This is a genomic window from Streptomyces longisporoflavus, from assembly GCF_014649775.1.
GTDB lineage: Bacteria > Actinomycetota > Actinomycetes > Streptomycetales > Streptomycetaceae > Streptomyces > Streptomyces longisporoflavus.
The window spans coordinates 25,826-48,692 of sequence record NZ_BMTR01000026.1 but is presented as its reverse complement, the minus strand read 5'-3'; the positions used below and the strand labels follow the sequence as shown (position 1 = coordinate 48,692).

General features: G+C 71.5%; 19 protein-coding genes. 9 read left to right on the top strand and 10 right to left on the bottom strand.

From position 1 onward, the window contains the following. Positions 1–82 precede the first annotated feature (82 nt). Together glgA and IE226_RS35595 are read right to left on the bottom strand one after the other, a co-directional pair. Positions 83–1,273 (bottom strand): glycogen synthase, encoded by a 1,191-nt coding sequence (gene glgA, locus IE226_RS35600; RefSeq protein ID WP_190085619.1) that lies wholly within the window; start codon positions 1,271–1,273, stop codon positions 83–85. A gap of 303 nt (positions 1,274–1,576) precedes the next feature. Further along, entirely contained in the window at positions 1,577–2,635 is a 1,059-nt protein-coding gene (locus IE226_RS35595) for a vWA domain-containing protein (protein WP_190085618.1), read from the bottom strand. 270 nt (positions 2,636–2,905) lie between these two features. Here IE226_RS35595 and IE226_RS35590 point away from each other — a divergent pair, with 270 nt between their 5' ends. From IE226_RS35590 to IE226_RS35570, 5 genes are all read left to right on the top strand, one after another. After that, the gene (locus IE226_RS35590) at positions 2,906–3,115 is read left to right on the top strand and encodes a hypothetical protein (RefSeq protein WP_190085617.1); all 210 of its coding nucleotides are present in this window, start codon (positions 2,906–2,908) and stop codon (positions 3,113–3,115) included. Positions 3,116–3,476: 361 nt separating this feature from the next. Continuing rightward, positions 3,477–4,802: an alpha/beta hydrolase family protein gene (locus IE226_RS35585; RefSeq protein WP_190085616.1), complete on the top strand. Its 1,326-nt coding sequence runs from the start codon at positions 3,477–3,479 to the stop codon at positions 4,800–4,802. A 456-nt stretch (positions 4,803–5,258) separates the two neighbouring features. Continuing rightward, complete coding sequence (locus tag IE226_RS35580; protein ID WP_190085615.1) at positions 5,259–6,701, top strand: glycosyltransferase family 39 protein; 1,443 nt, start codon at positions 5,259–5,261, stop codon at positions 6,699–6,701. A 275-nt stretch (positions 6,702–6,976) separates the two neighbouring features. Beyond that, positions 6,977–7,774 (top strand): SDR family NAD(P)-dependent oxidoreductase, encoded by a 798-nt coding sequence (locus IE226_RS35575; RefSeq protein WP_190085614.1) that lies wholly within the window; start codon positions 6,977–6,979, stop codon positions 7,772–7,774. A gap of 78 nt (positions 7,775–7,852) precedes the next feature. Further along, positions 7,853–8,794 (top strand): aromatase/cyclase, encoded by a 942-nt coding sequence (locus IE226_RS35570; RefSeq protein ID WP_190085613.1) that lies wholly within the window; start codon positions 7,853–7,855, stop codon positions 8,792–8,794. 88 nt (positions 8,795–8,882) lie between these two features. Here IE226_RS35570 and IE226_RS35565 read toward each other — a convergent pair whose 3' ends face one another. Then, entirely contained in the window at positions 8,883–9,836 is a 954-nt protein-coding gene (locus IE226_RS35565) for an MBL fold metallo-hydrolase (RefSeq protein ID WP_190085612.1), read from the bottom strand. Between the two features lie 312 nt (positions 9,837–10,148). Here IE226_RS35565 and IE226_RS35560 point away from each other — a divergent pair, with 312 nt between their 5' ends. Beyond that, positions 10,149–11,720, top strand: coding sequence for a DHA2 family efflux MFS transporter permease subunit (locus IE226_RS35560; RefSeq protein WP_190085611.1), 1,572 nt, complete (start codon positions 10,149–10,151; stop codon positions 11,718–11,720). A 69-nt stretch (positions 11,721–11,789) separates the two neighbouring features. Beyond that, entirely contained in the window at positions 11,790–12,434 is a 645-nt protein-coding gene (locus IE226_RS35555) for a hemerythrin domain-containing protein (protein WP_190085610.1), read from the top strand. A 159-nt stretch (positions 12,435–12,593) separates the two neighbouring features. Here IE226_RS35555 and IE226_RS35550 read toward each other — a convergent pair whose 3' ends face one another. Beyond that, positions 12,594–13,520, bottom strand: a complete 927-nt coding sequence (locus IE226_RS35550) for a zinc-binding dehydrogenase (protein WP_229871744.1) — start codon at positions 13,518–13,520, stop codon at positions 12,594–12,596. A 105-nt stretch (positions 13,521–13,625) separates the two neighbouring features. After that, positions 13,626–14,354 (bottom strand): SDR family NAD(P)-dependent oxidoreductase, encoded by a 729-nt coding sequence (locus tag IE226_RS35545; protein ID WP_190085609.1) that lies wholly within the window; start codon positions 14,352–14,354, stop codon positions 13,626–13,628. A 305-nt stretch (positions 14,355–14,659) separates the two neighbouring features. On the opposite strand from IE226_RS35545, the gene IE226_RS35540 reads away from it, so the two are divergent. Continuing rightward, positions 14,660–15,769 carry a phosphotransferase family protein gene (locus IE226_RS35540; RefSeq protein WP_190085608.1) on the top strand — a complete coding sequence of 370 codons (1,110 nt, stop codon included), beginning with the start codon at positions 14,660–14,662 and terminating at the stop codon, positions 15,767–15,769. Positions 15,770–15,843: 74 nt separating this feature from the next. Here IE226_RS35540 and IE226_RS35535 read toward each other — a convergent pair whose 3' ends face one another. The 4 genes from IE226_RS35535 to IE226_RS35520 form a co-directional block, all read right to left on the bottom strand. Beyond that, a complete protein-coding gene (locus tag IE226_RS35535) occupies positions 15,844–16,131 on the bottom strand; it encodes an acyl carrier protein (protein ID WP_190085607.1) in 288 nt (95 codons plus the stop codon). Positions 16,132–16,190: 59 nt separating this feature from the next. Then, the gene (locus IE226_RS35530; RefSeq protein ID WP_190085606.1) at positions 16,191–17,426 is read right to left on the bottom strand and encodes a ketosynthase chain-length factor; all 1,236 of its coding nucleotides are present in this window, start codon (positions 17,424–17,426) and stop codon (positions 16,191–16,193) included. After that, a complete protein-coding gene (locus IE226_RS35525; RefSeq protein WP_190085605.1) occupies positions 17,423–18,691 on the bottom strand; it encodes a beta-ketoacyl-[acyl-carrier-protein] synthase family protein in 1,269 nt (422 codons plus the stop codon). The genes IE226_RS35530 and IE226_RS35525 overlap by 4 nt, the downstream gene beginning before the upstream one ends. A gap of 113 nt (positions 18,692–18,804) precedes the next feature. After that, positions 18,805–19,854: an acyltransferase domain-containing protein gene (locus IE226_RS35520; protein ID WP_190085604.1), complete on the bottom strand. Its 1,050-nt coding sequence runs from the start codon at positions 19,852–19,854 to the stop codon at positions 18,805–18,807. 379 nt (positions 19,855–20,233) lie between these two features. Here IE226_RS35520 and IE226_RS35515 point away from each other — a divergent pair, with 379 nt between their 5' ends. Further along, positions 20,234–21,712, top strand: a complete 1,479-nt coding sequence (locus tag IE226_RS35515; RefSeq protein WP_190085603.1) for a GMC oxidoreductase — start codon at positions 20,234–20,236, stop codon at positions 21,710–21,712. A 73-nt stretch (positions 21,713–21,785) separates the two neighbouring features. Here the strand turns inward: IE226_RS35515 and IE226_RS35510 are convergent, their stop codons facing one another. Further along, a complete protein-coding gene (locus IE226_RS35510) occupies positions 21,786–22,859 on the bottom strand; it encodes an LLM class flavin-dependent oxidoreductase (protein ID WP_190085602.1) in 1,074 nt (357 codons plus the stop codon). Between the last annotated feature and the right edge of the window lie 8 nt (positions 22,860–22,867).

The window sequence follows — 22,867 nt, the reverse complement described above, 5'->3', positions numbered from 1 at the left end:
GCCGGGTCGGTGTCGCATCGGCGCCGGAGCAGCGCCGAATCAGTGCCGGACCAGGGTCTATCAGCGCCGGAACAGCGCGGGATCAGCGGCGGCCCAGCACGGACCGGTACACGGCGTGCGCACGCTGCGCCGCCACATCCCAGCCGAACTCCTTCTGCGCCCGCGCGAGCCCGGCCGCCCCCAGCCGGTCGGCGTGGTCCGGGTCGGCCAGGAGCCGGTTCACGGCGGCCGCCAGGTCGGAGGCGAACCGCTGGGGCGCGAGCGGCGTACCGCTGCCGTCCTGCTCCTGTTCGACGGGGACCAAGAGCCCGGTCTCGCCGTCCGATACGACCTCCGGGATGCCGCCCGTCCCGGTCGCCACGACCGCCGTGCCGCAGGCCATGGCCTCCAGATTCACGATGCCCATCGGTTCGTAGAGGGAGGGGCAGACGAACACGGACGCATGGGTGAGCAACTGGAGCAAGGAGGTCCGGTCGAGCATGCCGTCGATACGGACGACCCCGTCGCGCACCCGGCGCAACTCCTCGACCAGCTGTGCCGTCTCGGCCCCGATCTCCGCCGTGTCGGGCTGCCCGCAACACAGCACGAGCTGGGCGCGCGGGTCCAGCTCGAAAGCCGCCCGCAGCAGATGCGCGAGCCCCTTCTGCCGGGTGACCCGGCCCACGAACAGGACGATGGGGCGGTCGGGGTCCACGCCGTGCCGCTCAAGGGCCGCCGTGCCGTGGTCGGGACGGTAGACGCTGGTGTCGATGCCGTTGTGCACCACGTGTACGCGCTCCGGGTCCACCTCCGGGTAGACGCGCAGGATGTCCTGGCGCATGCCGTGCGACACCGCGATCAACGCGTCGGCGCTCTCCAGGGCGGAGCGCTCCACCAGGGAGGACAGCGCGTAGCCGCCGCCCAACTGCTCGGCCTTCCAGGGGCGCAGTGGCTCCAGGCTGTGCGTGGTGGCGACATGGGGCGTGCCGTACAGGACCTGCGCGAGCCGGCCGGCGGCGTTGGCGTACCAGGTGTGGCTGTGCACCACGTCCGCCCCCGCGCACGCCGCGGCCATCTCGACGTTGGTCCCCAGGGTGCGCAGCGCGGGGTTCCCGTCACCCGGCAGCTCCGGCTCCGCATAGGCCGTCACGCCGGGCGCCTCGCGCGGCGCGCCGAAGCAGCGCACCCGGAGATCGACCAGGGCGCGCATCTCGCGGGCGAGTTCCGCGACATGGACACCGGCGCCCCCGTAAATCTCCGGAGGGAATTCCTTGGTCAGCAGATCGACGCGCATTCGGGACGGAGCAGAGGGACCAGCCGGAGCTGACGGAATAGACGGATCAGCGGAGGACTGAGGATGCATGTCGACTTCCTGAGGTCGGTGGACGTTGACGGTCTCTCTGCACCGGCGACGGCGCCGACCGCCCGGGAAATAAGGGCAGTTCGGCGCCGCTCCGACAGTTCCTTCGCACAGGCTACTGAATGCTCGCGCCCTACCGCTGAGCACAGCCCCGCGCGCCTCGCAGGCCCTGCGCCACTTCGACCCGCGCCATCCCGACCCGCACCACCCCGGCCCGCGAAAGGCGAGCGGAATTCCTCAGAGCATGATGAGCAGACGCGTCTTCGGCTTGAGTTTCCTGTTCACCGAACGACTCTGTACGTAGACCTCCAGATTGGGATTGTTCCCCGCCTTCACGGAGACGGTTCCTTGAATTCCCGTACCGAACAGGAGGCTGCGCGCCGCGTCTCCCGTATAGGCGCGGTCGGTTTCCTTCTCGACCACGATGACTTCCTTGTTCGGCTGGACCTGGGCCCGCGCACCCAACTGGTAGTAGCACGCCCCCCGTTCGTACGTGACGCCCGGATGCGAGTCGACGAAGGGGCGGATCTCGATCTCCTTGTCGACCTTCAGGAGCCGGTACCTGTCGGCCGGAATCGGTTCCAGATTCGCCCGCACCTCGTCGATGGATATGTCCTGGCCGACCGCGAACAGGTTCTTCGTGCCGCGCACGCCCTGTTCGCGGGCCCGCAGGAAACTGGTGGCGGCGGCGCGGACGGTGCCTATCGCCTCCTCGACGCCCTCCTTCGAATCCGCGTCCCAGATGGCGATGTTGCCGGCCGGGAAGCCGTAATTCTGGGCGGTCCGCTTGGCCAGCGAGTTCGGCACGAGGATGGCCGACGTCCAGTGACCGGGAAGCCCGCCCATCTTCGCCGAGATCCTGTCGAGCCACGGCCCGAGAATGGTCATGTCGCCGTCGTGCCGCCGGTCGCCGCCGGAGGCGTTCTCCTCGCCGTCCGTCACGACGATCTGGAGGAAGCTGTGCTCTCCGTATTCCTCCCAGATATGACCCAGGTCGTCCAGGGACTTCAGCGAGGCCTCGATGAGCGCCGTGGCTCCGTTGTTCACCTGATAAAGACCCCGCATGGACGGAAGGTGCTTCACGTCCATGTCCCAGACGAGATTCTCCACCCTGTGATCGAAGGAGTAGAGGCTGATCCGGGTCTCATGGCCGAGGCTGTCGGACTCGGCCTTCAACCCCGCCACGAACTCATCCACCACCCGAATGAGTTGATTCTCATGCGGCCGCATGGAACCCGAACAGTCCACTACCAGAGCGACGTGATTCACCTTGTGCTGAATCCTGTTGGCGGACATGTTTCTGCTCCTTCTCCGAGGGCTTCTCCCCGAGCTTCCCGAGTGATTTCACTCTATGCGGAGCCACTGACAATGGCCCTCGCCGAACGATCACCCCGCGGACGCGGGCCGCACCCCCGCGCCCCCGGCTTACCGTGCATGTCGAGTGGTGAGCGCGTATGGGGAGTTGACGTGGGTGTCGGCGTGGGTACGGTGGTGGGGAAACGCATCAACGCCCGCCCCGTGCCATGAGCCGGGCGGGCCGGATGGGGGAAGAAAGGTGCGTGCCCGATGACGATCGGGCTCCTCTCCACGATGACCGCGATGCTCTACGGAGGCACGGTCTCGATCCTCGCTCTCACCGCGACCTTCGCCCGGCGCCGGTCGCTGCGGCGGGAAGCGCGCAGGACCCTTGCCGTACTGGTACCGGGGAGGGTGGTGGAAGTGCAGCAGGCAGCAGCGGGGGCGACTGGTGGCAGCGGTAGCAGCACCGGCAACTGAGGGCGGCAGCAGTCGGGTGGGCATGCTAATTCGCGTGCCCCGCCCACCCGTCACAGCTACCGTGTACCTCGTTCAGGTGCGCAGGTTGCGGCTACTTCTCCTGCAAAGAGAGCAACGCGGGTTCGAATCCCGTCGCCGGCCCCGGTCGGTGTCGTCCAGCGGCCCATGACGCTTACGTTGCCGCCGCCGATTTTGATCTCTGGACACCCGGACATGAGCCGTCCGCCACGGGGAAACCCGGCGGGCGGCTCTGTTGTGTCCCGGTCGGTGGCCGAAGTGTGCCGCACCTGACGAAAGTTAAGTGGACCTCCCCACTTTCGCCGGTGCCGGGCACCACCCCGAGGTTCGTACGCTCCGGGGCATGATCAGAAACCGCATCCGGCGGCGCGGAGCCGCAGCAGCCGTGGCCTCCGTCGCCTCCGTCGCTTCCCTCGCCTCCCTCGCCTTCCTTACTCCGGCAGTTGCGGACACTCCGGCAGTTGCGGCCGGGGCTGCACATGCACCCGTATCCGCGTCCGCCCCGGCCACGCGGGAAGACGGGCTTTCCCTGCCCCGCCCGTCCGGGTCCCACAGCATCGGACGCGACACCCTCCACCTCGTGGACGCGAGCCGCCGCGACATGTGGGTGCCCTCGTCCGGTGCCCGCGAGCTGATGGTGTCCGTCTTCTATCCGGCCCGGCGCGGCGGCGGCGACGGCGGCTTCGTCGGCGACAGTGCTCCGTATATCGGGGTCGAGGAAGCCGAACTGCTTCTGAAGGGGCAGAAGTTGGACCAGGTCATCGCCGGTGAGCAGGTGGCCGGCGTAGACACGAACGCCAGGCCCGCCGCCCGCCCGGCCAAGGGCAGGCATCCGCTCGTGGTCCTCTCGCCGGGCTTCACCCTGCACCGTGCCACGCTCACCGGCCTCGCGGAGGAACTGGCCTCGCGCGGTTACGTCGTAGCCGTCATCGATCATGCCTACGAGTCCTTCGGTACGGAGTTTCCCGGCAAGGGGAAGGCCCGGGGCGAGGGCGGGGCCTTGCACATGCGTACATGTGTCGCCTGCGCGAAGGTCGAGGACGCGCCGCACGGTGACGCGGGGGAGAAGAGGATGATGGCCAAAGCCGCCCGTAACCGGGCCGCCGACATCTCCTTCGTCGTCGATGAGTTGATGGGCGGCCGGCCCCGTACCGACGACGGACGGCATCCCGACTACCGGGACCTGATCGACCCCCGGAAGATCGGCGCCGCCGGTCACTCCCTCGGCGGCAACGCGGCCGCCACGGCCATGGGCGCCGACCACCGCATCCGCGCCGCTGCCAACTTGGACGGCACCTTCTTCGCCCCGGTCCCGGCTACCGCCACCGACCGCCCGGTCCTCATGCTCGGCACCCGCAGCGGCCACACCCCGACCGCCGAAGACGCGTCCTGGCCGCGCGAGTGGCAGCGCCTGCACGGCTGGAAGCGCTGGCTCACGGTCGCCGACTCCGGGCACCTCACCTTCACCGACATGCCGGTACTCGGCGGTCAGCTCGGGATGACCGACCCCTCGGCCCCGCTGTCCGGAAAGCGCTCGGGCGAGATCACCGCCGACTACGTAACGGCCTTCTTCGACCAGCATCTCCGGTCCCGGAACACAGCACTGTTTGACGGACCGTCGAAGGAGAACCCGGAGGTCGCCTTCCACTCGCCCTCGCCCTCGACCTGAGTTCTGGCTGAGTTCTGGTCCGGGAGGGTCGGCTGCCATCGATAGCCGCCATTTCCGTTAAACGCGACATTCACGACAGCCCAGCGCGTCAAGGTTCCCCACGTTATGCGTGTTTGTCCCCACGCCCTCAGCCCTCGCCGAAGATCGTCGGCGCCCATAGGCTTTGCGATGCCACCCGGTCGGCCGACCACCGACAACGGGTGGCACCTCGGGGGCAGGGGGACCAGCACTCAGATTCCGTCCGGCCGTGCTTCGACCGGGCTTCGGCCATTCGGCCAGGCCTCGACCACGCAGCCGTGCCGGCGGTCTCTGACGTGCCCGGAAACAGTGCGAACGCTGTCGTGATCACGTCCGTCACCTCAAATGCGTCCTGCCCACGGGCAGGAGCAGGGCTCCCGAGTCTGCCCGAGGCTGACTTCGGTCGGCGCCGCCGACCGAGGACACCTGAACGCCCTTATGACTCGCCGCACCACCACCCTTCTGCGCGCCCTGCCCATCTGGCTGATCCCGCTCCTGTGGAACCTCGCCCTCGGCCTGTGGGGGCTGTCCCGGCAGCACAGTGTGTGGCGGGACGAGGCCGCCACCTGGCAGGTGGCCCGGCGGTCCGCCGCCGACATCTGGGAGATGCTCGGGCAGGTCGATGCCGTGCACGGGCTCTACTACCTGCTGATGCACGGACTCTTCGAATGCTTCGGGCCCGGTACGACGACCCTGCGCCTGCCCTCCGTGCTTGCCATGGCGGTGGCGTCGGCGTGTGTGACGGTCATCGGCCAACGGCTGGCCGGAGTCAGGGCGGGCCTGGGTGCGGGGATGGTGCTCGGGCTGCTACCGGCCGTGCAGTTCTACCTCCAGGAGGGACGCCCGTACGCCATGGTCGCGGCCGGCGCCGGGATCTCGACGCTGCTCCTCGTGACCCTGGTCCGGGGACATGGCCGGGCAGCGCTCTGGACGGCCTACGGCGGCACGGTCCTGATGTGCGCGCTGCTGAACTGGCTCTCCTTGCTGATCCTGCCCGCCCACCTGGTGACCCTGCTCTGGGCGAGGACCGGGCGCAGGACATATGTGCCCTGGGCGCTGGCCGCCACGGCTGCCGTGGCAGGTGCACTGCCGTTGATCCTGTTCAGCCGGACCCAGGCCAACCAGGTGTCCTGGATACCGCCGCTGACCTGGCACATGATGATCGGCCCCGCGGTCCTGCTGGCGATCGGCGCTGTCGGTGCCCTGCTCGACCGGCCTCGGTCGGGCCGCCTCTCCCTCGCGTCCGTCGCGCTGCCGCTGCTCGCGGTGCCACAAGTCGGTCTGATCGGCCTCTCCTTGGTCCAGCCCTTGTTCCTGGACCGCTACGTCCTGTTCAGCATGCTGGGTCTCGCGCTGCTGATCGGCACGGCCCTGGACGTGGCGGCGCGGCAGGCCAGGCGGTTCCCGCGTGCGTCACGGGGGCTCGTCCCGGTGGTGACAGTGGTGGCGGTGGCGGCGCTGTTGCCGCAGGCGCTGGCCAAGCGGTCCGCCGCGAGCCGGGTGGACGACGTCCTGGCGGTCGCGGCTGATGTGCGGCAGCTGAAGAAGGACGGGGACGCGGTGCTGTTCATACCGGCGGCCCGGCGCGACACCGCGCTTGTCTCCCCCGGCGCCTTCGCCGGGCTGCGGGACATAGCGCTCGTGGCGGACCCCGTGACGTCCGGGACCCTCAAAGGCGAGGAGGCGACTCCGGGCCGGATACGGACCGCGGTACTGGCGCAGCAGCGGATTGTGCTGGTCAGCGACGCCCCCGGGGTGGCGAGGCCGGTGTCCGCCGAGCGGGACAAGGCCAAGACCGCCGCGCTGCGCGAGCACTTCACGATCGTGGCCGACGACCGGGTCCGCGGGCGGCGGGTGACCGTGTACGAGCGGCGCGGCTAGACCCGCCCGCCGCGAGTGGGCGTACCTCACCGAAGCGGTGCCGTGTCTCCTCGAAGCGGTGGCGTACCTCCTCGTAGGGTCGGCGTACCTCCTCGAAGCGGCGCTCGTGCACGGCGGCGGGCCGGCCGGAGCCGTGCGCCGATCGCACTCCCGGGTCTTCAGCCATCCTCCAGGACCGCCCGCCAGGCTCGGCCATGTACAGGCAGTGCACGCGATGCGGGCAACGCACGCGGTGCGCGCAGGTCGGGCAGGTCGGGCAGGTCGGAGGGAGCATCATGTCGGCGGAGCCGCAGAGCGGGGAATCTCGGGTCGCGTTGGTCACGGGGGCCACGCGGGGGATCGGCCGTGCGGTGGCCGAGACCCTGGGCAGGGACGGTGTCAGGGTCTTCATCACCTCGCGCAACGCCGAGGACGTGGCCGCCGCCGTGAAGGAGCTCACGGAGGACGGCATCACCGCCGACGGCACCGCCGCCGACGTACGCTCCGGTGACGATGTCGTCCGTTCCGTCGCCGCGGCCGTCGATCGCTTCGGGCCCATCGACATCCTGGTCAACAACGCGGGCCGCAGTGGCGGCGGGGTCACCGCGCAGATCTCGGACGAGCTGTGGAACGACGTCGTCGAGACCAATCTGACCAGCGTCTTCCGCGTCACCCGCGAGGTGCTCAACGCGGGCGGGATGGCGGCCAAGTCCGTCGGCCGGATCATCAACATCGCCTCCACGGGCGGCAAGCAGGGCGTGATGCTCGGAGCCCCGTACAGCGCCTCCAAGCACGCGGTCGTCGGCTTCACCAAGTCGCTCGGCCTCGAACTGGCCAAGACCGGGATCACCGTCAACGCCGTCTGCCCCGGCTACGTGGAGACCCCCATGGCAAGGACGGTCCGCGAGGGCTACGCCGGGCACTGGGAGATCGCCGAGGAGGAGGTGCTCAAGCGGTTCGAGGCCAAGATCCCGCTGGGTCGCTACACCGCCCCGGAGGAAGTCGCCGCCCTGGTCGCCTACTTGGCGGGGCCCGCCGCCGCCCCCATCACCGCCCAGGCCATCAACGTCTGCGGCGGCCTCGGCAACTACTGAGGTGCGTCCGGCGAGTCCCGTACGGGGCTTGTCCGCCGACACGACCCCCTCCCGACTCGAAGGAGAGCCGTACCCACCATGGCAGTGACGCATCGCGCCCGGCACACGATCACCGTCGACGCTCCGGCGCGGACGGTGTACGGAATCATCGCGGACGCCGCCGACTGGCCGCGCGTCTTCCCCCCGTCGGTCCACGTGGAGCAGACGCCGCTCGGCGACGGCGAGGAGACCCTGCGGATCTGGGCCACGGCCAACGACGAGGTCAAGTCCTGGCAGTCCCGGCGCCGGCTCGACCCGCAGGCGCTCACGGTCGGCTTCCGGCAGGAGAAGACGACGGCTCCGGCGACGTCGATGGGCGGTGAATGGCAGATACGGCCGCTGTCCGACGACCGGTGCGAGGTCGTGCTGCTGCACGACTTCACGGCCGAGGGCGACACCCCCGAGAACGTCGAGTGGATCAACCGGGCCCTCGACCACAACAGCGAGGCCGAGCTGGACCGGATGAAGGCCACCGCCGAGTCCGCCGGGCAACTCGGCGAACTGCTCTGCACCTTCGAGGACCAGGTGCGCATCGAGGCCCCGAGCGCCGACGTGCACGCGTTCCTGTGGCGCGGCGAGGAGTGGCAGGACCGCCTCCCGCACGTGGCCCGGGTGAAGCTGACGGAGCCGGACACCGACATCCAGGTCCTGGAGATGGACACCATCGCCAGGGACGGCTCCCGGCACACCACCGAGTCGGTACGGGTCAGCCTCGGTTCGGCGCGCATCGTCTACAAGCAGCTCCGCGTGCCGCCGCTGCTCACCGCGCACGTGGGGGCCTGGCTCCTCGACGAGTCGGAGGGCGTGACGACCGCCGTGGCACGCCACACCGTCGTCATCAACCCGGCCTCGCTCTCCCTGCTCGGACCGGACACCACCGTCGCCGACGCGCGGTCCTTCATCCGCGACGCCCTGGGCACCAACAGCCTGGCGACGCTGCGGCACGCCAAGGAGTTCACCGAGCGCAGCCCCGCCCGCTGACCGCGGCGCCACATGGCTCCGGCACCACATGGCCCCGTACACGCCGACCGGCGTATACGGGGCCATCGCCGACGTGCGAGCCCGCCGTTCAAGCGTGACAGGCGACGGGACGGCCGCCGTTGAACTGCGCCATCTCCCCGAAGACCGGGGCCGAGCGGATCTCGGTGTCCCGCGGCAGCGCCGACTCCTCTACGTAGGCGCGGTGCAGGTTGGCCACCAGGCGCTCGGGGTCACGGAGTCCGGCGTACGGGCCGAGGTCACTCTCACGCGCGGTCTGCAAGGGGGAGAGCCCGGCGGCGAGACCCGCCCTGGCCGTGTCGCGTACCCACAGCAGGTAGTCCCGCGTGGCGTCGAGCACCTCGGGACCGGCGACGGGACCGTGGCCGCCCACGACGACGGCCGGGTCCAGGGCGCGCAGCCGCGTGATCGCCTCCAGGGTGCCGCTCAGCGAGCCCATGAGGACGAAGGGCGTGCAGCCGGGCAGCAGCACGTCACCGGCGAACAGGACGCGCTGTTCGGGGAGCCAGACCACGATGTCGCTCGTGGTGTGCGCGGGGCCCACGTGTATCAACTCGGCGGTCAGGCCGCCGACATGGAGCGTGGTGCGCTCGCGGAAGGTGAGGGCCGGGAGCGCGAGGCTGATGTCGCCCCACTCCGTGTCCGGCCAGACCTCCCGCATCGCGAGGCCGCGCCGGGCCATCTCGGCCCGGGTGACCTCGTGGGACACCACGGTGGCGTACGGGGCGACCACCGAGTTCCCGAAGTGATGGTCGCCGTGGTGGTGGGTGGTGATGATCGTGCGCACGTCGAGGGGGGTGCGGGCCGCGATGGCCGCGCGCAGGGCACGGGCCCGCCGTTCGGTGGCGGCGGTGTCCACCACGGCCACCGCGTCGTCGCCGATCAGTACGCCGGCGTTGTTCAGGCACCAGCCCCCGTCCGGCTGGATGTAGGCGTGGACGCCCGGTGCGAGCTCTTCCAGGCGGGGAGGGGCCGGTGCGGCGGGCGGGGCGCCGGGGTGGGGCGTGGCCGACGGCTGGGTCATCGGGGGTTCCCTTCCGGGGCGGAGGCGGAGGCGGAGGCGGAGGCGGATGCGGCGTGACGTGCGGTCCTCACGATCTGCCGTCCCGCTGGAGGGGCGGACGTGGCCGGGTCGCCGCGGGCAGGGGGACCGGCGGAGCCGCCGACTCCGCCGTGTGGAACAGCTTGCACCGGAGATTTCTGCGGGACATACTGTTCCGTAGTTGTGGGGCAAGTTGTTCCGTATCTAGGAAGCGGCTGCCCCGGTACCCCCGTAAATCCCACATCCCCGTATCCCCCCATTCCCCAAGCTCAGCTCAGCGGCAGGAGAGATCTGGTGTCCGAACGATCCCCGGGGCAGGCCTACGTGTCCCCGACCGCTCCCCCACAGGCCGGCGCGGCGGCAGGCGCCGGTTCCCGCAAAGGTCTGGCGCTGACCGCCATCGCGGTCGCCCAGCTGATGGTCGTACTCGACGTCTCGATCGTGAACGTGGCGCTGCCGTCCATCCAGAGCGCCCTCGACTTCTCCGCGACCAACCTGGAATGGGTCGTCAACGCCTACGCGCTCGCCTTCGGCGGACTGCTGCTCCTCGGCGGGCGGATCGCGGACATGTACGGCCAGCGTCGTACGTTCCTCTTCGGCGTCGCCCTGCTCACGGTGGCCTCGTTGCTCGGCGGCGTGGCGACCAATCAGGGCTGGCTGATCGCCGCGAGGGCCGTGCAGGGCATGGCCGGAGCACTGGTCGCCCCCGCCGCGCTCGCGCTGATCGCCAGCACGTTCTCCGAGGGCGGCGAACGCAACAAGGCCATGGGCATCTACGCGGCCATGGGTGGCGCGGGCGGCGCGCTCGGCAACGTACTGGGCGGCGTCTTCACCGACGCGCTCAGCTGGCGCTGGGTCCTGTTCGTCAACGTGCCCATCGGCATCCTGCTGTTCCTGGCCGCGGTCAAGGCGTTCCCCGCCGAGCGCGTCACCACCGAAGGGCGGCGGCTCGACCTGCCGGGCGCGGTCACCTCGACCGTCGGCATGTCGCTCGTGGTGTACGGCCTCATCCACGCGGCGACCGAGGACTGGGGCAGCGCCGGTACGGTCACCCCGCTCGTCGTCGGCGTCGCACTGCTCGCCCTCTTCCTCTTCATCGAGGTCCGCAGCGCCTCCCCGCTCATGCCGCTCAGCATCTTCCGCAACCGCAACCGCTCCGGGGCATACGCGATCATGCTCGCCCTCGGTGCCGGCATGATCGTCCTGTTCTACTTCCTCACCCTCTTCATGCAGATCGTGCTCGGCTTCAGCCCGCTCAAGACCGGCTTCTCCTTCCTGCCGTTCGCCGTGGGCGCCGCCGTCTTCGCGACGATCAGCAGCCAGGTCGTGGGGCGGGTGGGCCCGCGCATCCTGCTCGGCGCCGGAACGCTCCTCGCCGCCGTCGCCTTCTTCTGGTTCTCCCGGCTCAGCGAGGACGGCAGCTACACCGGTGACCTGCTCGGCCCGCTCGTCCTCTCCGGATGCAGCGTGGGCCTGTGCTTCGTGCCGCTGACCCTCGCGGCGGTGGCAGGGGTGAAGAAGGCCCAGGCCGGTGTCTCGTCCGCCCTCCTCAACGCCGGGCAGCAGGTCGGCGCCGCGCTCGGTCTCGCCGCACTCGGCACGATCGCGGTCACCGCCACCAAGGACCGGCTCACGGAGCTGATGGGCCCGGCCGCGGCCAAGGCGGCGGACGGCTACGGGCCCGCGGACGCGGCGCACATGCCGCCGCAGGTCCGCAAGGCGGTCTTCGACTCGCTCGCGCACGGATACGGTACGGCGTTCCTGGTGACGGGCTTCGTCCTGCTCGGCGCGTTCGTCCTGGCGGTCCTGGTGATCCGGGTGACCTCCAAGGACGCGGAGAACGCCGAGATGGGCGTCGTGATCTGAGCCTCCCCGACGCTCGCCGGGCCCATCGCCCCGAGCCCGCAAGCCGTACCCGACCATGAGGAGTCCGCAGTGAACGCCCGAGCGCAGACCGGCGGCGCACCCGCCGTCGACCTGACGATGATGTACGCGATCCACCACGCCTTCCGGCGGGATCTGCGGCTGCTTGCGGCGGCCCAGCACGACGACGTCGCCGCCTTCCGCCAGGGATGGCAGCTCTTCAAGAACTACCTGACGATCCATCACCTGGCCGAGGACCACTCGCTGTGGCCCGTCCTGCGCACCAAACTGGACGGTCAGGACGAGCAGTTGAGGATGCTCCGGGCCATGGAGCTGGAACACGCCCAGCTCGACACGGCCGTGGAGAAGATCGACGCGGCGCTCGGCCAGGAGGGCGGCGAAAAGATCCTGCCGGGACTCATGGACGACGTCATCGCCTGCCTGACCGACCACCTCGACCACGAGGAGGCCCAAGCCCTGCCGCTCATCGAGAGCGAGCTCACGGCGGCGGAGTGGGGCGCCTTCGTGTCGGAGCAGCGCAGCCAGGTCGGCATCAAGGGCGCGGCGACGTTCTTCCCCTGGCTGCTCGACGGGGTGCCGGAGGCCGAACGGCGCACCGTGCTCGACAAGGTCCCGCCGCCGCTGCGCCTGGTCTACCGCGCGGTGTGGCGCCCCAAGTACGAGCGCAACTCCCCCTGGAAGGGCAGGGCCGCCTGACCCTCCTGGCCCTCCTGGCCTGCCTGGACTCGGCGGCCACCAAGACCCCGGTGCCGGACGTGTAATCCCCCGGTGCGTCCGGCATCGGGCCCCGTCAGAAAGCGACTGCCCCGGACCGCGCGATGCGGTCCGGGGCAGTCGCCTTCGGGCGAGAGGGCTTCAGAGCACAAGCACGGCCTTGCCGTTGACCTGGCGGTCGCCGACGCCGCGCAGGGTGGGCTCCGGGTCCGCCCAGTCGCCGACGAGCGTGACGTGCGGGTCGAGGGCGCCGTCGGCGACGAGCCGCAGCAGCATGGCGAGGTCGTTCCCGACGGGCCTGCGCGGCATCTCGTCGAACAGGTGCAGATAGCGGATACGGACGCCGGGACGTGCGTGACCCCAGTCGAAGGGCAGGGACAGATCGGCGCGCGTGGTGTTGCCGTAACAGACGACGACGCCGCGCGGCTCGACCAGCTGGAACGCACTGCGGAACACCTCGCCGCCCACGCTGTCCACGAGCACGTGCACCGGCCGCGTCGCCTCCGGGCCCGCGTCGTACGTGGACACGTCGGCGGCGCCCAGTTCCGCCAGGCCCTTCGTACGCTCCGCCGAACCCGCCCAGGCGGCCACCTCGGCGCCCGCGGCCCTGGCCAGCTGGACGGCGATCCGGCCGACCCCGCCGCTGGCGCCGGTGACCAGGACCCGGCGGCCCAGGAGCGAGCCGGCGTGCCGCATGGCGTACAGCGCGGTGAGTCCGGCGACGGGCAGTGCCGCCGCGTCGGTCCACTCGACGCCGTCCGGGACCGGGGCGAGCCGGGTGGTCGACAGGGCGACCCGTTCACTCCAGCCGTCCCGCTCGGCCACGCCCGCCACCCGGGTGCCGGACGCCGGTCCGCTGCCGTCGGCCGCCGCGCGCACCACGGTGCCGGCCACGTCGAAGCCGAGCCGTGAGCCCGGCGGCAGCATGCCGAGCAGGGAGAGGTCACCGCGGTTCACGGACACCGCCCTGACCTCCACGACGGCCTGGTCGGGGCGGGGTTCGGGCTCGGAAACCGCTGCCGGCCGCACCCGGGTGCCGCCGTCCGCGGGAGTGGTGAGTGCTTGCACGTGGTGTCGCCTCCGGGGCTGTCGTCGGGTCTTCGGGTCTTCGTGTCTGTGTGCCGTCGTGTCGTCGTGTCGTCGGAGTGGGTCACCGGGAAGCGCGAGCCGAGGTCACCAGCGCACGCCGCCGTCGACCGGCAGCACCGCGCCGTTGACGTAGCTGCTCTCCGCGGACGCCAGGAACACGGCGGCGCGGGCGACTTCGGCTCCCGTGCCCGCCCGGCCCGTGGCCAAGGTGCCTTGCAGGCGCGGCCAGATCGTCTCGTTGGCCATCAGGTCCCGGCCCTGGCCCTCGTCGATGAAGCCGGGGGAGAGGCAGTTCACCGTGATGCCCTGCGGCGCCAGTTCGAGGGCGCAGACCTCCGTCAGCCGCTCGACGGCCGCCTTGGAGGCGCAGTACGCGGCGGCGCCGGGCATGGCACGCCGCCCGAGCAGCGAGGACATGGTGATGATCCGGCCCGCCTCGGCGTCCCGGAGATACGGCACCGCCGCCCTCACCGTGTGGAACACGCCCGTCAGGTTGGTGCCGATCACGGCCTCCCAGTGCTCGTCGGAGAGCGCCGACACCGGACCCGGCCTGCTCACCCCGGCGTTGGCGACCACGATGTGCGGTCCGCCGTACCGTTCGTGGGCCGTACGCATCAGGTCGGCGACCGACTGCGGCACCGTGACGTCGGCCTTGACGTGGACGATCCTGCCGCCCCGCTCCGGGGAGTCCGGCTCCACCTCCCTGGCCGCGGCGACCACGATGGCGCCCTCGTCGGCCAGCGCCTGCGCGACGGCCCTGCCGAGACCGCGCGTTCCGCCGGTGACCACGGCGGTCCTGCCCTGCAACTGCATTGCTCCTCCTGTGTTCCGGCCAGGGAGAGGGCCCGGGTCGAAGAGCCCGCGAAGAAGAGCCCGCGGAGTCCGGGAGCACGATGCTGCTCCGGGGCGATGGCGAGGTGAGGGAGACCGGCTGGAGACGGGCGGCGCCCGGACCCGGTGACGGCCGTTCCCCGGACCCGGTGACGCCCGCTCCCCAGCGCCGCTGGATTCAGGTGCCAGGGGCCCCGGCGAGACTCGGGCTCCGCCCGGACCCGGACCCGCGACGAACGAACGCCGTGGTCCGGGGCACCCCGGTCACATCCTGAAGGAGGAAGTCCGTGCCCGTTCCCGTGCAGCGCGACCCCGAACAGACCCGCCGGGCGTTGGCCGACTGGCTCACGGCCCGCCGGCGGCCCCGCGCCGGCGAGGTGCGGGTCGGCCCGGTCCGGGTGCCGGGCGCCGCCGGATTCTCGGGAGAGATCCTGCTGTGCGACGCCGAGTGGACCGAGGACGGGGGCGGCACGGCCCGCCGCGAACCCCTGGCCGTCCGGGTGGCCCCCACCGGGCACCGCGTCCACCCCGACGACCGCTGGACGGAGCAGGTCAGGCTGCTGGAGATCCTCGACGGTACGGACGTGCCCGTGGCCCCCCTGCTGGGGCACGAACCCGGGTCCTCCGTGCTCGGGGCGCCGTTCCTGGTGATGCGCCGGATCGAGGGCGAGGTGCCCGCGGACTTCCCCTCGTACCACCGCGAGGGCTGGCTGGCCGGGCTGCCGCCGCAGAGCCGCCGTGCCGTCTGGCTCGGCGGCGTCGAGATGCTCGCCGCGATCCACCGGCTCGACCCGCTCGCACTCGGCCTCGGCTTCCTCGACCGCCCGCAGCACGGCACCGGCCACCTCACGCAGCAACTGGCCGAGTTCACCGAGCTCCTGCCGTACTACGGCGCGCACGACAACGAGACCGCGACGACGGCCCTGACCTGGCTGCACGACCACCAGCCCGAGGAGCCCGGCCCGCCCCGCCTGCTGTGGGGCGACGCCCGGCTCGGCAACATCATCTACGCCGGCGAGACACCGGCCGCCGTACTGGACTGGGAGATGGCCGCCCTCGGACGGCCCGAGTCGGACCTGGCCTGGTTCCTGCACCTGGACCGGCATCTGAGCGAGGGCATTGGCGCGGTCCGGCTCGCCGGGCTCCCCGACCGCGCCGAGACGGTGCGCCACTACGAGCGGATCACCGGGCACGTCGTACAACACCTGGAGTACTACGAGGTCTTCGCCGCGTTCCGGTTCTGCGTGCTCACCGCACGGGTGACCCGGCTCCTGGAGGAGAGCGGCATCATGCCGCCCGGCACCGACTTCCCGCTGCACCGCAACGCCACCCGGCTGCTGGGCCGCGTCCTGGAGGAGACGGGCGTCCGGCACGGGGACACGGCCGCGCGCCGCTGACACGCGGACGGGCGGGCGGGGCACACCGCACCGGGTGTGCCCCGCCCGCCCGTCCGCGCGACCGGACCGCCGGGTTACGCGGCGGCGGTCAGCGTCCGGTTGACGGCCGTCAGGAACTCCCGCGGCGTCGCGATGCCGTCCAGGTCGTCGTCGCTCAGCTCGACACCGTAGTCACGGGATATCCGCCCGGCGGTCTCCAGGAGGGCGAGGGAGTCGTAGCCGAGCTCCGTGAAGTCGGAGTCGAGGATGTCGCCGCTCAGGTCGACCGACTCGTCCTCGCCCGCGGACTCCCGCATGATGCGGGTGAGGTCCTCCACGGTCAGTTCGGTCACTCCGGTCACAGTCGCGTTGGCGTCGCTCATGAGATTCCTTTCGGCAGGCGTGCGTGCGTGCGTGCGTGGATGTGCAAAGGGAGGGGGCGTCAGGCGTCCCGTCGTACGACCGCCGCGGCGTTGAAGCCGCCCCGACCGCGCGCCACGACCAGCGCGCGGCGCAGGTCCGCCTCGCGCGGCTCCCCGGTGACGAGGTCGATCGGATGCCCGGAGCCCGGGCGCGACACGTTCGCGGTGTGCGGGATCGTGCCGTCCCGCAGGGCGAGCAGCGCGGTCGCCAGATCCAGCGATGCCCCGCCCGCGAAGAGCCGGCCCGTCATGCTCTTGGGGGCGGTCACCGGCACACCGCCGGGGCCGAACACCTCGGCGAGCGCGCGGGACTCGGCGCGGTCGAGGTCGGGCACACCGGCGGCGTCGGCGAACACCACGTCCACGTCCTCCGCGGCCGTACCGGCGTCCCGCAGTGCCCGCCGGATCGCCCGCACCAGGCCCGTACCCTCCTGACCGGGCGGCAGCGGACCCGGGTCGAACGTCGCCGCGTAGCCCGCGATCTCGCCGTAGCTCCGCGCGCCCCGCCGCCGCGCGCTCGCGGCGTCCTCCAGGACCAGGAACGCGCCGCCCTCGCCCGGCACCTGGCCGGGCGCGTCGTCGGCGAAGGGCAGGAACGCGCGGTCCGCGTCGCCGGCGGTGCTCAGCGCGCCGGAGCTGTACTGCCCGGCGTAGCCGAGCGGGCACAGCGCGCCGTCGACACCGCCGGTGAGCATCGCGGTGGTTCCCTTGCGGATCTGCCGCCGGGCATTGCCCACCGCGTCGAGACCCCCCGCCGCGTCGGTCACCACGGTGTTGCTGGAGCCGCGCAGGCCGTGCCGGATGGAGATCTGGCCGGTGTTGACGGCGTAGAACCAGGCGAAGGACTGGTACGCGCTGACGAACCGCCCGCCCTTGCTCCACAGGTTCTGCAGCTCCCGCTGCCCGAACTCGAAGCCGCCCATCGACGAGGCCGTGGCCACCCCCATGCCGTACGGATCGAGCTGCCCCGGGTCGAGCGTGCTGTCGCGCAGCGCCTCGTCGGCCGCGTACAGGGAGAGCCGGGTGCCGTGGTCGGTCTGCGGGATCAGGCGGCTCGGGATGTGCTGCTCGGGCTCGAAGTCCGGTACCTCGCCCGCCAGTTGGAGCGGATATCCGGAGGCGTCGTAGCGGGTCGTCGGGGCGATGCCGCTGCGGCCCGCGAGCGTCGCCGCCCAGTAGGCCTCCGTGCCCATGCCGTTGGGCGCGGCCACGCCGACCCCGGTGACCACGGTGCGCACCGTGGTGTCGACGCTCATGCCGCGACCCGCTCGGGACGGGCCAGAACGACGGCGGTCTGGAAGCCGCCGAAACCGCTGCCGACGCTCAGTACGTTGTCGACCTCGGCCTCCCTGGCCTTCAGCGGCACGTAGTCCAGGTCGCAGACCGGGTCCGGTTCGTGGAGGTTGGCGGTCGGCGGGATGAGCCCGTCGCGCATGGCGAGCACGCACGCGACCAGTTCCAGTGCGCCGATCGCGCCGAGCGAGTGCCCGATCATCGACTTCACCGAGCTGACGGGCACGTCGTACGCGTGCTTGCCCAGCGCCGTCTTGAAGGCGGCGGTCTCGTGCCGGTCGTTCTGCTTGGTGCTCGACCCGTGGGCGTTGACGTAGTCGATCGACTCCGGCGCGAGGCGGGCCTCCGCGAGGGCGTGCGTGATGGCGTCGGCCATCTCCGTGCCGTCGGAGCGCAGTCCGGTCATGTGATACGCGTTGCAGCGCGTGCCGACCCCGGCGACCTCGGCGTAGATCCGGGCGCCGCGCCGCCTGGCGTGCTCCAGCTCTTCAAGGACGAGCACGGCGGCACCTTCGCCGAGGACGAGCCCGTTGCGCGTCGCGTCGAAGGGACGCGAGGCGTGCTCGGGGTCGTCGTTGCGGGGCGTGGTCGCCTTGATGGCGTCGAAGCAGGCCAGGGTGATCGGCGAGATCGGGGCGTCGGTGCCGCCGCTGATCACGACGTCCGCGCTGCCCTCACGGATCAGGTCCGTGGCGTGGCCGATCGCGTCGAGGCCCGAGGTGCAGCCGTCCGAGACGAGCGCCACCGGGCCCTGCGCCCCCACGAGGCGCGCCAGTTCGACCGCGATGGAACTCGGCACGAAGTGGTCGTAGAGATGCGGCACGGCGTAGCGGTGGTCGACCAGCCAGTCGGCGCCCTCGTTGCTGAGGACGGTGTACTCCCGCTCCATGCTCGTCGTGCAGCCCACGGCGTTGCCGAGGGACACCCCGACGGTGGTGGGGTCGGCCGCGGGCAGGTCGAGCCCGCTGTCGCCGACGGCCTCGCGGGCGGCGGCGACGGCGAACTGCGTGGCCCGGTCCATGCGCCGGACCTCCTGCCGGCGCAGTCCGGCGGCGATGGGGTCGAAGTCGCATTCGGCGGCGACCCGGGACCGGTAGGGCGCGGGATCGAAGGACGAGATCGTACGCGTGGCCGTGCGGCCGTTCGAGATCAGCTCCCAGTACTCCTTCGCGCCCGGCTTGCCGGGGGCCACTGCACCGATCCCCGTAATGACGATGCGACGCTCCATGACATCCTCACTCACAGTCGGCGGGGTCCGGCCGGTGACCGGCCCCGAGCTGTCACGCTCGCAGTCCTGCCTGGAGGCGGGATGGTGGGCCTCTGGTTGCGTGCTGGTCCTGGCTACGGCGCGCCCGCCGGGGACGGCAACGGCAGCGGGTCGTGCGCCAACTGCCCCTCGGACAAAAGACGTTCGACCGCCTTGCGCAGGGTGTGCAGGTCCGACGCGTCGCCCCGGGCGCGCGCGGGCAGCAGTCCCAGGGCGGCCGAGCGGCCGGTGCCGACCGCCGGATGCCGCTTGGCCAGAGCGGTGAGACCCTGCCCCGGCCCGGCTTCGAGCAAAAGCAGCTCGCCGGTGCACAGGAGCGTGTCGAGCGCGGGACCGAAGAGCACGGGGGCGGCGGGCTGCCCGGCCCAGAACCGCGGATCGGCCGCCTCGGCCGGAGTCAGCGGTCCTGCCGTGTACGCCGAGACGACCGGGAGCCGCGGGGCCCGCAGCGGAAGGCGGGCCAGCGAGGGCAGCGCCGCCTCCGCGGCCGGGGCGAGCGCCGGGCTGTGGAACGGGCTCAGGGCGCGGGTCCTGCGGCAGGTGAATCCCGCCGCGCGCAGCCGGGCCTCGGACGCGGCGAGCGGCGCCTCGGAACCGGCGAGGATCACCTGGCGGGGCGCGTTGACGGCGCCGACGACCACGTCGGCGTGCAGATAGGGCGCCATGTCGGCGGCGGCCGCGTGCACGGCGAGCATGCCGCCCGCCGGGGCGGACTCGATGTGCGCCACCCGCTCGGCCATCAGCCCGGCCGCTTCCTCCAGCGTGAAGACACCGGCCAGGGTGGCCGCCGCGACCTCGCCGACACTGTGGCCGAGCAGGGCGGCGGGCCGCACCCCCCAGTCGAGGACCATTCGGCCGAGCGCCCAGTCGACGGCGAACAGCAGGGGCTGGGCCCTGCGCACGCCGTCCAGATCCACGGCGGGGGAATCCGAGAGCCAGTCGGCCCGCAACGCGGCGCCCTCGGCGCCCCACACCTCGAACGCCTCGTCCATGAGACGGCGGAACGGCTGATGGGCGCGGTACAACCCCGCCGACATCAACGGCTGTTGAGCGCCCTGGCCGGGAAACAGCAGGGCCACACCGCGTGGTGCGGGACCCGGCGGCGGGGGAGTGTTCGGGCACATGGCTGCCTCCTGGGGACGGGGCCGGTACGGCTCGGCGCGAGACGGTAGACAGGAACAGCCGCACCCTCGCAGCACGCCCTGGAGGCTCGATCTCGGGCAGCGCCCCGCGACGGCTCTCCAGCGGGCCCCCAGCTGCTTCCCGGGCCCGCTTCCCACACTGGGAAGCACGGCCGACGGAACGTGATCCGTCCCCCTCGGCTCAGCGCGCGCCCACCGCACACGGCCGCCGGACCACGGTCACCACACCGTCGTCCGGCGGCCGTTGGCGTTGTCGCCGGACTGATCGGCTCTGCAGCGGCTTCACAGTGAGCCTCCATCGCCGTCCGGGATGTTCGACCTGTCCGAAAGAACGGGACGAAAAAGGCAGGGAGGCCGCTCAGTGGAGAGGCAGCAGCACCGCGCCGACGTGGTGATCGTCGGCAGCGGTTACGGAGGTTCGATCGCCGCCCTCAGGCTGGCGGAGGCGGGGGTCGACGCCGTCCTCCTGGAGCGGGGACGGCGCTGGCCCGTCGACGACGCGGGCGACACCTTCGCGACACAGACCGCCCCCGACGGGCGCGCCGCATGGCTCAGCGAGACATCACCGCTCACCGACGCGAAGCTCGACGTCTACACCGGCGTCCTGGAGTTCGTCGAGGGCAGCGGCATGAACGTCCTGGCAGGCACCGGTGTGGGCGGCGCCTCACTGGCGACCAACGGCACGATGTGCGAACCGTCGCCCGAACTGTTCCGACAGACCCTGGGCGACGTCCTGGACCACCGCGAGATGACCGAGCGGTGGTATCCGCAGGCACGCGAACTGATCGGCTGCGCGCCGATCCCCGACGACATCTACCACTCCGAGTTCTACCGGTCGGCCCGCTCGTTCGCCGACCAGCTGGACAAGGCCGGAATCCCGTGGACCAAGGTCGACCTGGCCGTGGACTGGGACGTGGTCCGCGAGGAGATGGCCGGCACCCGGGTGCGCTCCCAGATCGACGGCCTCAACGTCTTCGGCGTCAACAGCGGCGCCCAGCGCAGCCTCGACCGCACGCTGCTCGCCCGCGCCGAGGCATCGGGCCACATCGACGTACGGCCGCTCAGCGTCGTCACCGCCGTGCACCCGGTCGACGGCGGCGACGGCAGCGCCGGATACCACGTCGACTACGAGACGATCGACGAGCGCGGAGAGGTGCGCGCACACCACCGCGTCACCGCCACCCGCCTGATCCTCTCCGCAGGCACCCTGGGCACCAACCGGCTGCTGCTGCGCGCCAAGCAGAGCGGCGCACTGCCCGCCCTGCACGACGCACTGGGCACGCGCGTCGGCAACAGCGAGGTCATCACGGCCCGTACCGGCATGGCGGAGAACAACCCCCGGCAGGGCGGCCCCGCGGCGATCTTCGCGCAGGACTGGAAGGAGAACCCCCTCGGCCCGGTGTCCCTGCTCAACTTCCCCTGGCCGGACGCCCCGGAGGGCGAGGGCTGGACCACCACCATCGGAGCCGTGCCCGCACCGGCCCTCGGCGCCTTCCGCTACGACCCGGACAAGGACGACGTCGTCCTGCACTGGCCGGCCGACGACCCGGCCCTGGCCCGCGCGCAGTCCGCCATCACCCACACCCTGGACCGGCTCAACGAGGCCAACACCGGCACCCGTACGGCGTTCAGCCGCATCGGCACCACCGGCGGCAACGTGTGCGGCGGCGTACCGCTCGGCACCGTGACCGACGACGCGGGACGGGTGAGCGGCTACCACGGCCTCTACGTGGTGGACGGTTCGCTGCTGCCCGGCACCGGAGTCCCGCCGGCGCTGACCGTGGCCGCCGTCGCGGCACGCGTGACCTCGCTGCTCGTCGACGACCTGGTCCGCCCCTGACCGGCCCCGGGTCCATCGGCGAAGGGCTCCCCCGGACCAGGTCCGGGGGAGCCCTTTACGGTGTGCCGCCGGTTCAGGAGACGGCGGCCGACGTGTCGCTAAAGCGCGGGATGACCTGCTCGGCGAAGAGCCGCATGCTGCGCACCGACTCCTCGTGGCTGGGGTTGCCGGAGATGACCTGCAGGCTGACGGCGATGTCGCCGAACCACTCCCGGATCGTCCGGAGCCGCTCGGTGACCTCGTCCGGGGTGCCGACGAGGACCTTGTTGTCGGCCAGCGAGCGGTCGAAGTCGGCCCTGGCGATGTTCTCCACGACCTTCTCGTAGCCCGCGTACACCTCGCTGCGCCGCTCTCCCCAGGCGGCCACCGCGTCCCGCATGACCAGGTTGCTGCGCTGCGAGTACTCCTTGCCCTTGGCCCTGGCCTCGGCGGGGTCCTCGCTGAGGTAGCAGTTGTAGCTCATGTGGACCTCGCCCTCGCCGGGATGGCCCGCGTCCGCCCACGCCTTGCGGTAGAGGCCGAGCATGTCCTGCACGACCTCGCGCTTGTTGATCGAGGGGACCATCATCAGGCCGTGGCCGTCACGCCCCGCCTGCTCGCAGGAGGACGGCGTCTTCGCCGTGGCCACCAGGATCGGCGGGTGCGGGCGCTGGTAGGGGCGCGGCAGCAGGGTGACCGGGCCGAAGGAGTGGAAGCTGCCGTTCCAGACGACGTCCTCCTCGCTCCACAGCTTCTGGCAGGCCCGCAGACCCTCCTCGAAGCGCGCCCTGCTCTCGTCCATGTCGATGCCGAACGCGTCGAACTCGTCGGGCAGGAAGGCGCGTCCGAAGCCCACCTGGAGCCGGCCGCGGGAGATGTTGTCGAGCATGGCCAGCTTGCCGGCCAGCTTCAGCGGGTGCGTGAACGCGGGGATGACGGCGCCGGTCACCAGCTTGATGCGCTTGGTGCGGGCCGCGGCGGCGGTCAGGAACGTGACCGGGTCCGGGCTGTAGCCGCCGTACTTGAAGAAGTAGTGCTCCACCGTCTTGACGTGGTCGAAGCCGAGCTCTTCGGCGAGCTCGACCAGGTTCAGGCTCTCCTCGAAGTAGTCCGCCGCGTCCTTGTCGTCCGGCCCGACGGTGGGGAAGAAGTTGATGCCGAATTGCATGCTGGCTC